Genomic DNA, 12,617 nt, shown 5'->3' with positions numbered 1-12,617 from the left:
GCTCAAGCCCTGTGAAGTACTACAGCCGGAGTGAGATCAACATGTGGGAGGGGGCTTGCCCCCGATGGCGGTTTACCAGGAGATACATCCTTGGCTGATCCACTGCTATCGGGGGCAAGCCCCCTCCCACATTGACCGCATTTCAATTTAGCGTTCGTGTACATAGGTGCCTGGTGCCGCTTCCGCCGCAGCGTAGGTTTTATTACCTAATGTCGTCGGGGCTTTTTTCAACTTCCCCGCCCGCTCCGCCTGCCATGCCTGCCAGTGCAGCCACCACGAATCGGTATGCTTGGTCGCGTTTTCCTGCCATTGCAGTGCCGTGCCCGCCAGGCCGTCGCTGGTCTGGTAGCGCGACTTGGGGTTGCCCGGCGGGTTGAGGATGCTCTGGATATGCCCGCTGCTGGACAGCACGAACTCCACCTTGCCGCCAAACAACTGCGCCGACTTGTAGCAGGACTGCCAGGGCGTGATGTGGTCGTTGGTGCCGGCCAGCGAATAGATATCGGCCGTGACCTGCTTGAGATCGATGGGCGTGCCGCACACTTCCAGCGCATTGGCGCGTACCAGCGGGTTGTTCTTGAACAGCTCGATCAGGTCGCCATGGAAGGCGGCCGGCAGGCGTGTGGTGTCGTTGTTCCAGAACAGGATGTCGAACACCGGCGGCTCGTTGCCCAGCAGGTAGTTGTTGACCCAGTAATTCCAGATCAGGTCGTTGGGCCGCATCCACGCAAACACCTTGGCCATGTCACGGCCTTCCAGTACGCCGGCCTGATAGGAATGGCGCTTCGCCGCTTCGAGCGTCTGCTCATCGACGAACAGCGCCACCTGGGTGTCCAGCGTGGTGTCCAGCACACTCACCAGCAGGGTCAGGGCGTTGACTTTTTTCTCTCCCAGCGCCGCGTAGTGGCCCAGCAGCGCAGTGCAGGTGATGCCGCCGGAGCAGGCGCCCAGCATGTTCACGTCCTTGCTGCCGGTAATCGCCGTGATCACATCGACGGCTTCCTTGAGCGCTTCGATATAGGTCGACAGGCCCCACTCGCGCTGGGCCTTGGTCGGGTTGCGCCAGCTGACGATAAAGGTCTGCTGCCCATTGCGCAGGCAGAAGCGCGCCAGGCTCTTGTCCGGGCTCAGGTCGAATACATAGAATTTATTGATCTGCGGCGGCACCACCAGCAGTGGTCGCTCGTGTACCTGCTCGGTGATGGGCTTGTACTGGATCAGCTCCAGCACATCATTGCGAAAGACCACGGCGCCTTCGGTGGTGCCCAGGCTCTTGCCCACTTCAAAGGCGCCCATGTTGACCTGGCTTGGCATGCCGCCGTTGTGCACCATGTCCTTGGCCAGGTGGGACAGGCCGTCGAGCAGGCTTTTGCCGCCGGTTTCAAAGAAGCGTTTGACGGCCGCCGGGTTGGCCGCGCTGTTGGTGGGGGCCATGGCTTCAGTCATCAGGTTGATCACGAAGTGGCCGCGACTGATGTCCTGTTCCGATAGATTGCTGTCACCGATCCAGTCGTGCAGCTCCTTGCGCCACGCCAGGTAAGTCTGCAGGTAGCGTTTGTAGAGCGGGTTCTGGCTCCAGGCCGGGTCATGGAAGCGACGATCATCGCTCTCCGGCACCAGCGCCGATTTGCCGAACATGACGTTCTTGAGCTCCACCCCGAAATGGGCGACGTGTTTGACGCTGTGTAACGGTTGCTTGATGGCTTGGGTGAGCACCATCTTCGCCGAGGCCAATAAGTCCTTTTTGCGTAACGCGATGATCGGGTTCAACCCCAGGGTGTTTTCCGAGGCCTGGCGTTTCAAGTCATCGTTATTCTTGTTACTCATCTACGACGCTCCATTGTCCGAAAGACGAGTACCGGCGATTTCCGCGCACCCATTTCGATACACGACACCAGCCTGGTACTGCGCTCGGGTGACCGTTGATACCACATCGTCAAATGCAGGGAACTTGCCAGTTCCATTGGTTACCCGAGTTTAATTTTTTTCGCAAGCGGGCCAATCGTTGACCACGAGACAGGGCATTCAAGCAGATGAAATTAGAAAATGCCCTCTAAAGAGCAAGAGGCCTGGACTAGAGCATCAGCCGCACGACCGACTGACTCGGGTCGCGGGTTTTTCCGGCCGTTTTCAGTTCGGCCAGGTAATCGGCCCACAGCGCGTCCTGACGCACGGCCAGTTGATAAAGGTAGTCCCAGGTGAACAATCCGCTGTCATGGCCGTCGTCGAAGGTCAATTTCAGTGCGTACTGGCCGGCCGGTTCCAGCTTGATCAACTTAACGTTGAGCTTGCCGAATTGCAGGATGGGTTTGCCGTGGCCCTGGACCTCGGCGGAAGGCGAGTGCACGCGCAGGAATTCGGCGGGCAGTTGGTAGGTTTCGTCCGGTCCGTAGGTGAGGCCCAGGGTATTGGAGGCTTTATGCAGGTTTACAGCAGTAGGAAATTTCGACATTGGAGATAACCCTGAAGGAACCGGCTTGAACAATGTGGGAGGGGGCTTGCCCCCGATAGCCGTGTGTCAGTCAGCATACATCTGTCTGACAGACCGCTATCGGGGGCAAGCCCCCTCCCACATTGAAGCGAAGCAGTTCTGTGTGAGGCTTACAGAATATAGCGCGACAAGTCTTCGTTCTCTGCCAATTCGCCCAGGTGGCTGTTGACGTAATCCGCGTCGATCTTGATCGCTTCGCCATTCTGCGCACCGGCCATGTCGCCGGCACTGAAGGACACCTCTTCGAGCAGGCGCTCAAGCAAGGTGTGCAGACGACGCGCACCGATGTTCTCGGTCTTCTCGTTGACCTGCCAGGCAATCTCCGCCAGGCGCTTGATCCCGTCCGGCTGGAATTCGATGCCCAGGCCTTCGGTTTTCAGCAATTCGCGATACTGCTCGGTCAGTGAAGCATGCGGCTCGCTGAGAATGCGCTCGAAGTCGCCCGGGGTCAGCGCCTTGAGTTCCACGCGGATCGGCAGGCGGCCTTGCAGCTCCGGCACCAGGTCGCTTGGTTTGCTCAGGTGGAAAGCACCGGAGGCGATAAACAGGATGTGGTCGGTCTTGACCATGCCCAGCTTGGTGTTGACCGTGCAGCCTTCGATCAGTGGCAGCAGGTCGCGCTGTACGCCCTCGCGGGACACATCGACGCCGCCGGAGTTGCCGCGCTTGGCCACTTTGTCGATCTCATCGATAAACACGATGCCGTGCTGCTCGACCGCTTCCAGGGCCTTGGCCTTGAGTTCTTCCTCATTGACCAGGCGTCCGGCTTCTTCGTCGCGCACCAGCTTCAGGGCCTCTTTCACCTTGAGCTTGCGGCTTTTCTTCTTGCCCTTGCCCATGTTGGCGAACAGGTTCTGCAACTGGCTGGTCATTTCTTCCATGCCCGGGGGCGCGGAAATATCGACGCCCGACACTTCGGCCACTTCGATCTCGATTTCCTTGTCGTCCAGCTGGCCTTCACGCAGGCGCTTGCGGAACAGCTGGCGGGTGTTGGAATCCGATGACGGCGCGGCGTCTTCGTTGAAGCCCATGCGAGCCGGTGGCAACAGCGCGTCGAGGATGCGCTCTTCGGCGGCATCTTCGGCGCGATGGCTGACCTTGGTCACTTCCTGCTCGCGCAGCATCTTCAGGGCGGCGTCGGCCAGGTCACGAATGATCGACTCGACATCGCGGCCCACATAGCCGACTTCGGTGAATTTGGTGGCCTCGACCTTGATGAACGGGGCATTGGCCAATTTGGCCAGGCGCCGGGCGATTTCGGTTTTACCGACGCCGGTCGGGCCGATCATCAGGATGTTCTTGGGCGTTACTTCAACGCGCAGTTCTTCGGGCAGTTGCATCCGGCGCCAGCGGTTACGCAGCGCAATGGCAACGGCGCGCTTGGCATCGTCCTGGCCGATGATATGGCGATTGAGTTCATGGACGATTTCGCGGGGAGTCATGGACATAGTGTTTGGCGGCCTCAAGCGGGAATAAGCCTACGGCTTACTCGGCGAGGTCCTGCTCCTCAATGGTGTGGTTGTGGTTGGTGAACACGCAGATATCGCCGGCGATACCCAGGGCGGTCTCGACGATTTCACGGGCCGACAGGTCGGTCTTCTTCAACAGCGCGCTGGCCGCAGCCTGTGCATAGCCGCCACCGGAACCCATGGCGATCAGGCCGTGTTCAGGTTCAACCACATCGCCGTTGCCGGTGATGATCAGGGACGCGTCTTTGTTGGCGACCGCCAGCATGGCTTCGAGGCGGCTGAGGGAACGGTCGGTGCGCCATTCCTTGGCGAGTTCGACGGCGGCGCGCACCAGATGGCCCTGGTGCTTTTCGAGCTGGCCTTCGAAGCGTTCGAACAGGGTGAAGGCATCGGCGGTAGCGCCGGCGAAACCGGCGAGCACCTGGCCGTGGTACAGGCGACGCACTTTCTTGGCGTTGCCTTTCATCACGGTATTGCCCAGGGAAACCTGGCCGTCGCCGCCCATGACGACTTTGCCGTGGCGACGTACTGAAACGATGGTGGTCAAGGGGAGAGTCTCCACGCAGCGGGGCGAAAATGCCCTGATGGAACTCATATGGGGGTGGCGAGGGGGATTTCAACCGTAGGACGGCAGTGCGGACGAGTGGTGTTTATTGATCCGACACCTGTTCAGGAACACTGCAAAACCAAATGTGGGAGGGGGCTTGCCCCCGATTGCGGTGTATCAGTCGCTGAATATATTGACTGGTCTACCGCCATCGGGGGCAAGCCCCCTCCCACATTAGTCCTGCTATGTCTTCGAGATCAGCGGCTCTGGCGTTGTTGTAACAGCAGGTTGCTAAACCCGGCGCCCGCCAATTGTTTCTGCGCCACGGTCAGCTGCTCGCGGTTGCTGAACGGGCCTACCAGCACGCGATACCAGGTCGCTTCCTTCACGGTGCCGGATTCCACCGTCACCGACTGGCCCAGCAGAATGATCTGCGCGCGTACACGGTCTGCGTCCGCCTGTTTGGGGAACGAGCCCGCCTGCAGGAAGAACTTGGTCACCGGCGCGGCCTTGGTCTCTGCCACTGGAGGCGCCGGCGGCGGGGTGATGCCGGCCAATGCCGCCTGGGCGCGTGCGGTATCGATCTTCGCCGCTTCCGCTGGGGTTACCGGCGTGGTCGGCACTTGCGGCGTCGGCAGGGTTTTCTCCGGCACGGCGTCGGGCGGCACGATCACTTCCGATTCCGGCAGCAGCGTGTAGAAATCGTACTTGGGCTTCACCGGAACCGTCGGGCTCGGCGCAGTCTTGTTGGCCTCGGCGATTTTCGTGGCTTTCTGCTGCTCCTGTTTGACGCGCTTGACGTCATCGCCCTGGCCGGGCTCCAGCTTCATCAGAAAGACAACGAATGCGCCGACCGTGAGGCCGATCGCCATCCACAGCCAACCCGGAATCGGCTGCTTGGCCGGGGCCTGGTAGCGGCTGGCGCCGCGCTTGGGTGCAGGTTTTTTCTTGGCTGCCAACTTACATGCGCTCCAGAGTTTCCAGGCCCAACAGCTCCAGGCCTTGCTTTAGGGTCCGTCCAGCCAGTGCGGCAAGGCGCAGGCGACTTTGCTTCTGGGCTTCATCGTCGGCGCTGAGGATCGGGCAGTTCTCGTAGAAGCTGGAAAACAGGCCGGCCACTTCGTACAGGTAGGTGCAGAGGATATGCGGCGTGCCTTTCTCGCCGACGCTGTTGAGCACTTCGCCGAACTGCGCAAGCTTGGCGGCCAGTTCCTGTTCATGAGGTGCGTCCAGCACGATTTGGCCTTCGACTTCGCTGAAGTCCTTGCCCAGTTTGCGGAACACACCGGCCACACGGGTGTAGGCGTACAGCAGGTACGGGGCGGTGTTGCCTTCGAAGTTGAGCATCAGGTCGAAGTTGAAGCTGTAGTCGCTGGTGCGGTGCTTGGACAGGTCGGCGTATTTCACCGCGCCAATGCCGACCACGCGGGCGATATTGCGCAGGTCGGCCTCGGCCAGTTCGGGGTTCTTTTCCTTGACGAGGCTGTAGGCGCGCTGCTGGGCTTCGGTCAGCAGGTCGATCAGCTTCACGGTGCCGCCATCGCGGGTCTTGAACGGGCGGCCATCGGCGCCGTTCATGGTGCCGAAACCCATGTGTTCCATATGCATCGGGTGGGTGACGAAACCGGCGCGGCGCGCCACTTCGAACACTTGCTGGAAGTGCAGGGCCTGGCGCTGGTCGACGAAATACAGCGCGCGATCGGCCTTGAGCACGCCGCTGCGGTAGCGCACGGCGGCCAGGTCGGTGGTGGCGTAGAGATAGCCGCCACCGGCCTTGACGATGATCACCGGCAGCGGCTCGCCATCGGCAGTCTTGAACTCCTCAAGGAACACGCACTGCGCACCGTTGCTCTCGACCAGCAGGCCTGCGGCCTTGAGGTCGTTGACCACATTGATCAGGTCGTCGTTGTAGGCGCTTTCGCCCATCACGTCGGCCATGGTCAATTTGACGTTGAGCAGTTCGTAGATTTCCTGGCAGTGGGACAGGGAGATATCGCGGAAACGCCCCCACAGCGCCAGGCATTCCTGGTCCCCGGCTTGCAGCTTGACCACCAGGCTGCGCGCGCGGTCAGCAAATTCTTCGGATTCGTCGAAGCGCTTCTTGGCGGCGCGGTAGAAGTTTTCCAGGTCGGCCAGCTCGTTGCTGGTGATCGGGTTTTCCTGCAGGTAGGCCATCAGCATGCCGAACTGGGTGCCCCAGTCGCCCACGTGGTTCTGGCGGATGACGGTGTCACCGAGAAACTCCAGGACCCGCGCCACGCCGTCGCCGATGATGGTCGAGCGCAGGTGACCGACGTGCATCTCCTTGGCCAGGTTAGGTGCCGACAGGTCGATGACCACGCGCTGGCTGTCACCGGCCTTGCGTGCACCGATGTGGGCGTCGGCCAGGGCTGCGTCCAGGCGTGCGGCCAGGGCCTGGCTGTTCTGGAAGAAGTTGATAAAGCCCGGGCCTGCGATTTCGGCCTTGGTGACACTGGCGTCGGCCGGTAGCGCGGCGATGATTTTTTCCGCGAGGTCGCGAGGCTTCATGCCCGCAGGCTTGGACAGCATCATCGCGATGTTGCTGGCGAAGTCGCCGTGGGTCTTGTCGCGGGTGTTCTCCACCTGGATCGCCGGCGACAGGCCTTCAGGCAACACACCTTCGTTGACGAGTTGGGTGAGGGCTTGTTGGATCAGCTGGCGAATGGTGTCTTTCATGGTGTTCTCTTTCGACCGCAAGCGGCGGCGCGCGATGCGCAGGTGGAAAAACTGGGCATTATCCGTGGCGAGGGCGGGCTTGCCAACCGTTCCGGACCTGTGGAGCATTTTGTAGGCGCGAGCTTGCTCGCGAAAATCGTCAACGATAACTCGGGCTTCCTGATTTAACGTGGTGTTCTTGAGTTGTTCGCGAGCAAGCTCGCTCCTGCAGGGGACGGCTTAATACAAATCGACCGGGTCTACATCCAGTGACCATCGCACCTGCCGGCCACTGGGCATTTGCTCCAGGGCCAGCAACCAGCTGCTCAATAGCCGATGCAACGGCGCGCGGGACGTTGCCTGCAAGAGTAGCTGGGCGCGATACCGCCCGGCACGGCGTTCCATGGGCGCGGGCACCGGGCCGAGCAGCTCGATGCCGCTCAGACCCAGCTCTGCCAGCAAACGTTCAGCGGCGCTGCAGGCTTCGTCCAGAAAGCCTTCGGCCTGGCCCGGTTTATGCGCCTCGGCGCGCAGCAGCGCCAGGTGCGCAAACGGCGGCAGCCCGGCGGCGCGGCGCTCGCTCAATGCCTGTTCGGCGAAGGCAAAGTAACCTTGCTCGGTCAGTTGAATCAGCAGCGGGTGGTCGGCCAGGTGCGTCTGGATAATCACCCGGCCAGGCTCTTCGGCGCGCCCTGCGCGGCCGGCGACCTGCACGATCAGTTGCGCCATGCGCTCGCTGGCGCGGAAGTCGCCGGAGAATAAGCCACCGTCCGCATCCAGGATCGACACCAGGGTCACCCGTGGAAAGTGATGCCCTTTGGCGAGCATCTGCGTGCCGACCAGGATGCACGGCTGGCCTTTCTGGATGGTGGCGAACAGTTGGTTCATCGCGTCTTTGCGCGACGTACTGTCGCGGTCCACCCGCAGCACCGGGTAATTCGGGAACAGAATGCCCAGGCGCTCTTCGGCGCGCTCGGTGCCCGCGCCGACCGGGCGCAGGTCGACCTTGCCGCATTGTGGACAGTGGCGGGGCACAGGTTCCACATGGCCGCAGTGGTGGCAGCGCAGTTCGCCGTAGCGCTGATGCACGGTCATGCGCGCATCGCAACGCTCGCATTCGGACATCCAACCACAGTCATGGCACAACAGCGTCGGCGCAAAACCGCGGCGGTTGAGGAACACCAGGACTTGCTGGCCGGCGGCGAGGGTCTGGCCGATGGCTTGCTGCATCGGCCCGGAAATACCGCTGTCCAGCGGTCGGCTTTTGACATCCAGGCGCAGGAAACGCGGTTGCTTGGCGCCACCTGCGCGTTCATTCAGGCGTAGCAGGCCATAACGACCGGTGTAGGCGTTATGCAGGCTTTCCAGGGAGGGCGTGGCCGAACCCAGCACAATCGGGATGTCTTCCTGGCGCGCACGCACCAGGGCCAGGTCGCGGGCGTGATAACGCAGGCCTTCCTGTTGTTTATATGAGCCGTCGTGCTCTTCGTCGATGATGATCAGGCCCGGATTTTTCATCGGGGTGAACAGTGCCGAGCGCGTGCCGATAATAATGTCGGCTTCGCCGTCCCGCGCCGCCAGCCACGACTCCAGGCGCTCACGGTCGTTGACCGCCGAGTGCACCAGGGCGATGCGGGCGTTGAAGCGCTGTTCGAAACGCGCCAGGGTTTGCGGGCCGAGGTTGATCTCGGGGATCAGCACCAGCGCCTGTTTGCCGGCCTGCAAGGTTTCGCGGATCAACTGCAAATACACTTCGGTCTTGCCGCTGCCGGTGACGCCGGCCAGCAGGAACGCGTGGAAACTGTCGAACCCTGCGCGGATCGCTTCATAGGCGGCGCGTTGTTCGGGGTTCAGCGGCAGCTCCGGCTGGGCCAGCCAGTGTTCATGGCGCGGGTCGGGGGCGTGCTTGCGGATTTCCACCTGCACCAGCCCCTTGGCCAGCAGCAGGTCGAGGCTGTCCTTGCTCAGCATCAGCTTGCTCAATAGCTGATGAGCCACGCCGTGGGGGTGCTGCGCCAGGGTGGCGAGGGCTTCACGTTGGCGCGGCGCGCGGGCGATGCGTGGGTCGTCCAGGCGCGCGCCGGAAACCATCGACCAGAAACGTTCCTGGCGCGCTTCGGCCAGTTCGCCCTGGCGCAGCAGCACCGGCAGCGCCCAGCTCAGGGTATCGCCCAGGCTGTGCTGGTAATACTGCGCGGTCCACAGGCACAGCTTGAACAGCGCGGGCGGCAGCGGCGCGGTGGCGTCGAGGATCGCGATGGCCGGCTTGAGCTTTTCGGCGGGCACTTCGCTGTGGTCGGTGACTTCCACCAGGATGCCGATCATTTCCCTGCGCCCGAACGGTACGCGCACGCGCATGCCGGGCTGCAACTGCGCACGCGGCACACTCGCCGGCGCCCGGTAATCGAACAGGCGGCGCAGGGGCGAGGGCAGGGCGAGGCGCAAAATGGCGTCGGGCACGCGGAGGGTCTCATCTAGGCAGGTGGTGGCGCAGGGGCGGGAGCCTAGCAGACAGGGGAGGGCTTGGGTATGCCGTGGTTTTCTGATGAAAGGCGGTTTTCGGTCGGATGCGCAGCTTGCGTGATTGAAAAGGTCTGTTAGAATTCGCGGCCTAATTACGTGCGGTATTCGACAATAGTGTCGAGTGGCGGCACGCTAGCCCGAGGAAGTGCCATGAAAGCCGATATCCATCCAGCGTACGAAACCATCGAAGTTACCTGCAGCTGCGGCAACAAGTTCGAAACCCGTTCGAACCTGTGCAAGCCACTGGGTACTGACGTATGCAACGAGTGCCACCCGTTCTACACCGGTAAGCAGAAGACTCTGGACACCGGCGGCCGTGTACAGCGCTTCGCAGATCGCTTTGGTGCTTTCGGCAAGAAGCCTGCTGCTGCTACTCCGGCAGAGTAAGGCTCAAAAGCCTTATGGGCTTTTGCCAGCTGTTGAAAAAGGCGTCCCTCGCGGGCGCCTTTTTTGTGCCTGCGATTTGGCTATCCGCCACCCAGGCCCAGGTGTTCTGCCCCGCGCCGGCGTCGGTGGCGCCTGTGCACGTGCAGCGCGTGGTGGATGGCGACACTGTGCGTCTCAAGGATGGCCGCAGCGTTCGGATGATCGGTATCAACGCGCCGGAGACCGGTAGGAAGGGCCGCTCCGACGAGCCGTTTGCGGCTGCCGCGCGCCAGCGTCTGCAGGCATTGGTCAATGCCAGTGACGGTCGTCTCGGGCTGGTGCCGGGGCGCGAGGGTAAAGATCGCTACGGGCGAACCCTTGCCCACCTGTATGGCGCCGACGGCAACAACCTTGAGGCGCAATTGCTGGCTGAGGGCCTGGGGTTTCAGGTGGGTGTCGCGCCGAATGTCGAGCTGGTCGCCTGTCAGCAGGCTGCTGAAAACAGTGCGCGTGACGCGCGGTTGGGGCTTTGGCGGCAATCGCCGGTACAGAGCGTGGCGCAACTCAAGCGGTCGGGGTTCGCCCTGGTCAGCGGACGGGTCAGCAAGATCGAACGCAATCGCGGTGGCGTCTGGATCCAGTTGCAGGGTTCACTGGTATTACGCATTGCGCCTGATCGGGTCCGTTTATTCGAGACCGCCATGCTCAATGGTCTGCAAGGCAAGACAATCGAGGCGCGTGGCTGGGTGCAGGACCGCTCCAGGCGCGGCGGGCCGAAAGACCCTCAGGCACGTTGGCTGTTGCCGCTCACCGATCCGAGCATGCTCGGCTGAGCGCAATAATAAAAAATTGTAGACATTTTTTTATGCGATTGTGAACAGTCTAGCCCTTGTATCCCGTGGCTTTAGACTAAAGTACGCCGCAGCAGGGCCTTGACACCTGTGACTGACCAGTCTTGTAGGGGCTTTACGACACGCGTATCCTCGGCGGTCCGTCGACCAACAGTAAAAGCGGAATGCCGATATGTCTGATTTGAAAACTGCCGCTCTCGAATATCATGCCAATCCTCGTCCAGGAAAGCTGAGTGTAGAGCTCACCAAGGCCACTGCCACCGCCCGTGACCTGTCGCTGGCCTACAGCCCTGGCGTTGCCGAGCCCGTACGTGAAATCGCCCGCGACCCCGAGCTGGCGTACAAATACACCGGCAAGGGCAACCTGGTTGCAGTGATTTCTGATGGCACCGCGATCCTGGGCCTGGGTAACCTCGGCCCATTGGCGTCCAAGCCGGTCATGGAAGGCAAGGGCGTGCTGTTCAAGCGCTTTGCCGGCATCGATGTTTTCGACATCGAAGTCGACTCCGAGAGTCCGCAGGCCTTCATCGACACCGTCAAACGCATTTCCATCACCTTCGGTGGCATCAACCTGGAAGATATCAAGGCACCCGAGTGCTTCGAGATCGAAAAGGCGCTGATCGAACAGTGTGACATCCCGGTATTCCACGATGACCAGCACGGCACCGCGATCGTTACCGCGGCCGGCATGATCAACGCCCTGGAAATCGCCGGCAAAACCCTGGGTGAGGCGAAGATCGTCTGCCTGGGTGCCGGCGCTGCGGCCATTTCCTGCATGAAGCTGATCATCAGCATGGGCGCCAAGCTGGAAAACATCTACATGGTCGACAGCAAGGGCGTGATCCAGTCCGAGCGTACCGACCTGAACCAGTACAAGGCGATGTTTGCCCACCCGTCCTCCAAGCGCACCCTGGCTGACGCCCTCGACGGTGCCGACGTGTTCGTCGGCCTGTCCGGTCCGAACCTGCTGAGCGCCGAAGGCCTGAAGTCGATGGCGCCGAACCCTATCGTGTTCGCCTGCTCCAACCCGGACCCGGAAATCTCGCCTGAGCTGGCGCACGCCACCCGCAGCGATGTGATCATGGCCACCGGTCGTTCGGACTACCCGAACCAGGTCAACAACGTGCTGGGCTTCCCGTTCATCTTCCGTGGTGCCCTGGACGTTCGCGCCAAGCGCATCAACGAAGAAATGAAAGTAGCGGCCGCCAACGCCCTGCGTGAACTGGCCAAGCTGCCGGTGCCGCAGGATGTCTGCGACGCCTACGGTGGCGCCAAGCTGGAGTTCGGTCGTGAGTACATCATCCCGAAACCTATGGACAAGCGCCTGATCACCCTGATCTCCGATGCCGTGGCCAAGGCTGCAATCGAGACTGGTGTGGCAACCCTGCCGTATCCGAAGAACTACCCGCTGCAAAGCGTGGATGATGTGTTCAACGGCTAAGCCTGCGTAACGCACCCACAAAAAAGCCCCGGCTCTCGCGAGTTGGGGCTTTTTGTTGGGTGGCTATTATCTCAAGGCTGGCGAAGGTCCAAATGTGGGAGGGGGCTTGCCCCCGATGGCGGCCTCTGGGCCGACCAGGGTGTTGGATTGGACCGAGTAATATCCGTTTCTGCGGTAACGGCTGCTAATGGTTCCGCTTTTACAGCGGCTCACTTTTGAAAAGCGCAAAAGTAAGCAAAACGCTCTTGCCCCA

At 61.5% G+C, this 12,617-nt stretch carries 11 protein-coding genes; 4 read left to right on the top strand and 7 right to left on the bottom strand.

The window, feature by feature from the left end; translation table 11 throughout:
• Positions 1-147: 147 nt before the first annotated feature.
• The 6 genes from phaC to argS form a co-directional block, all read right to left on the bottom strand.
• Positions 148-1,827 carry a class II poly(R)-hydroxyalkanoic acid synthase gene (phaC, locus tag BFP89_RS11950; protein ID WP_065885710.1) on the bottom strand — a complete coding sequence of 560 codons (1,680 nt, stop codon included), beginning with the start codon at positions 1,825-1,827 and terminating at the stop codon, positions 148-150.
• Between the two features lie 247 nt (positions 1,828-2,074).
• Positions 2,075-2,452, bottom strand: coding sequence for a gamma-butyrobetaine hydroxylase-like domain-containing protein (locus BFP89_RS11945; protein WP_065885709.1), 378 nt, complete (start codon positions 2,450-2,452; stop codon positions 2,075-2,077).
• A gap of 149 nt (positions 2,453-2,601) precedes the next feature.
• Complete coding sequence (gene hslU / locus BFP89_RS11940; protein WP_065885708.1) at positions 2,602-3,939, bottom strand: ATP-dependent protease ATPase subunit HslU; 1,338 nt, start codon at positions 3,937-3,939, stop codon at positions 2,602-2,604.
• Positions 3,940-3,976: 37 nt separating this feature from the next.
• Positions 3,977-4,507 (bottom strand): ATP-dependent protease subunit HslV, encoded by a 531-nt coding sequence (hslV, locus tag BFP89_RS11935; RefSeq protein WP_065885707.1) that lies wholly within the window; start codon positions 4,505-4,507, stop codon positions 3,977-3,979.
• A 257-nt stretch (positions 4,508-4,764) separates the two neighbouring features.
• On the bottom strand, positions 4,765-5,466 hold the full coding sequence (locus tag BFP89_RS11930) for an SPOR domain-containing protein (RefSeq protein WP_065885706.1): 702 nt from the start codon (positions 5,464-5,466) through the stop codon (positions 4,765-4,767).
• A 1-nt stretch (position 5,467) separates the two neighbouring features.
• Entirely contained in the window at positions 5,468-7,204 is a 1,737-nt protein-coding gene (argS, locus tag BFP89_RS11925; RefSeq protein ID WP_065885705.1) for an arginine--tRNA ligase, read from the bottom strand.
• On the opposite strand from argS, the gene BFP89_RS28495 reads away from it, so the two are divergent.
• Positions 7,175-7,372, top strand: coding sequence for a hypothetical protein (locus tag BFP89_RS28495; protein ID WP_122463934.1), 198 nt, complete (start codon positions 7,175-7,177; stop codon positions 7,370-7,372). The genes argS and BFP89_RS28495 overlap by 30 nt on opposite strands.
• A 51-nt stretch (positions 7,373-7,423) precedes the next feature.
• On the opposite strand, the gene BFP89_RS11920 is transcribed toward BFP89_RS28495, so the two are convergent.
• On the bottom strand, positions 7,424-9,643 hold the full coding sequence (locus BFP89_RS11920) for a primosomal protein N' (RefSeq protein ID WP_065885704.1): 2,220 nt from the start codon (positions 9,641-9,643) through the stop codon (positions 7,424-7,426).
• 213 nt (positions 9,644-9,856) lie between these two features.
• On the opposite strand from BFP89_RS11920, the gene rpmE reads away from it, so the two are divergent.
• The 3 genes from rpmE (at position 9,857) to BFP89_RS11905 (ending at position 12,364) form a co-directional block, all read left to right on the top strand.
• Positions 9,857-10,093, top strand: coding sequence for a 50S ribosomal protein L31 (gene rpmE / locus BFP89_RS11915; protein ID WP_003237330.1), 237 nt, complete (start codon positions 9,857-9,859; stop codon positions 10,091-10,093).
• Positions 10,094-10,107: 14 nt separating this feature from the next.
• Positions 10,108-10,905, top strand: a complete 798-nt coding sequence (locus BFP89_RS11910) for a thermonuclease family protein (protein WP_065885703.1) — start codon at positions 10,108-10,110, stop codon at positions 10,903-10,905.
• Between the two features lie 190 nt (positions 10,906-11,095).
• Positions 11,096-12,364: a malic enzyme-like NAD(P)-binding protein gene (locus BFP89_RS11905; protein WP_014716577.1), complete on the top strand. Its 1,269-nt coding sequence runs from the start codon at positions 11,096-11,098 to the stop codon at positions 12,362-12,364.
• Positions 12,365-12,617: the final 253 nt, after the last annotated feature.

The sequence above is a fragment of the Pseudomonas sp. 31 R 17 genome, from assembly GCF_900004915.1.
Lineage (GTDB): Bacteria > Pseudomonadota > Gammaproteobacteria > Pseudomonadales > Pseudomonadaceae > Aquipseudomonas > Aquipseudomonas orientalis_A.
This window is presented reverse-complemented; position numbering and strand designations above follow the sequence as displayed.

Bases quoted from the DNA above. Each gene is read 5' to 3' on its own strand.
- BFP89_RS11905 (WP_014716577.1), top strand. From the start codon at position 11,096: ATGTCTGATTTGAAAACTGCCGCTCTCGAATATCATGCCAATCCTCGT.
- BFP89_RS11945 (WP_065885709.1), bottom strand. From the start codon at position 2,452: ATGTCGAAATTTCCTACTGCTGTAAACCTGCATAAAGCCTCCAATACC.
- hslU (WP_065885708.1), bottom strand. From the start codon at position 3,939: ATGTCCATGACTCCCCGCGAAATCGTCCATGAACTCAATCGCCATATC.
- BFP89_RS11910 (WP_065885703.1), top strand. From the start codon at position 10,108: ATGGGCTTTTGCCAGCTGTTGAAAAAGGCGTCCCTCGCGGGCGCCTTT.
- phaC (WP_065885710.1), bottom strand. From the start codon at position 1,827: ATGAGTAACAAGAATAACGATGACTTGAAACGCCAGGCCTCGGAAAAC.
- argS (WP_065885705.1), bottom strand. From the start codon at position 7,204: ATGAAAGACACCATTCGCCAGCTGATCCAACAAGCCCTCACCCAACTC.
- rpmE (WP_003237330.1), top strand. From the start codon at position 9,857: ATGAAAGCCGATATCCATCCAGCGTACGAAACCATCGAAGTTACCTGC.